We start from the raw sequence: 822 nt of genomic DNA, 5'->3' as shown, positions 1-822 counted from the left end.
GGAAAATCACCCAACAACAATCTTACAAGCACCACCTATTCAACAACAACCAAACAATGAATTACCAACTATAGTTAATCCAATTCAAGCAGAAACAAATCAAGAAGAGACAAATCAAGAAGAAAGTAAAACTGGTAACCTTAACAATCCCTGATCATGGTTCAGTTGAATCAACAACTGAACCTATCTTATTGCAACAAGAACAACTCCAACAAACACCACCACTTGGTGAGGAATTAAAAGAAACTAACCAAACAACGGAAACGCAACAACTAACTCCTGAAGAAATCATCAAAGCCAAAAACTTATTAGAAATTCAACTCCAACAAGAAAAAATTAATAGTTTAGCTTTAGAAACTCAAAAAGCTAATTTAGAACATGATTTAACTCAAAAACAAGAAGAATTAGAAAATAATCAAAAACTATCTCAACAAGCCAAAATCCAAGCACTCCAAAAAGAAATCAATCAACAAACTGACAAAATCCGTTCTAAAGAAAACGAAATCTTTACCCAAGATCAAAAAATTAATCAATTAGAAACTGACCTTCATCAAGAAAAAAAGATCAACACTGAAAAAGAAAAACAAATTAATGAATTAATCAATCAAATCAACGAACAAAACCAAATGACCGAACAACTCCAAAACCAACTCCAAGAACAAAAAACCTTAATTGAAACTAAAAACAAAGAATTAATAAATAATCAAGCTTTATCTGAACAAGAAAAACAAGCACTCCAACAGGAAATCAATCAATTGACTACTAATTTTCAACAAAAAGAAAAAGAATATCAAGCAACTATCTACCAAAAAGACCAAGAAA

Annotated in this window: 1 pseudogene; it reads left to right on the top strand. The window is 30.5% G+C overall.

The features are described from left to right. Positions 1-191: 191 nt before the first annotated feature. A pseudogene (locus tag OL66_RS04365) lies at positions 192-822 on the top strand (hypothetical protein); the annotation flags it as partial.

The sequence above is a fragment of the Chrysanthemum yellows phytoplasma genome, from assembly GCF_000803325.1.
Taxonomy (GTDB): Bacteria; Bacillota_I; Bacilli_A; order Acholeplasmatales; family Acholeplasmataceae; genus Phytoplasma; species Phytoplasma asteris.
This window is presented reverse-complemented; position numbering and strand designations above follow the sequence as displayed.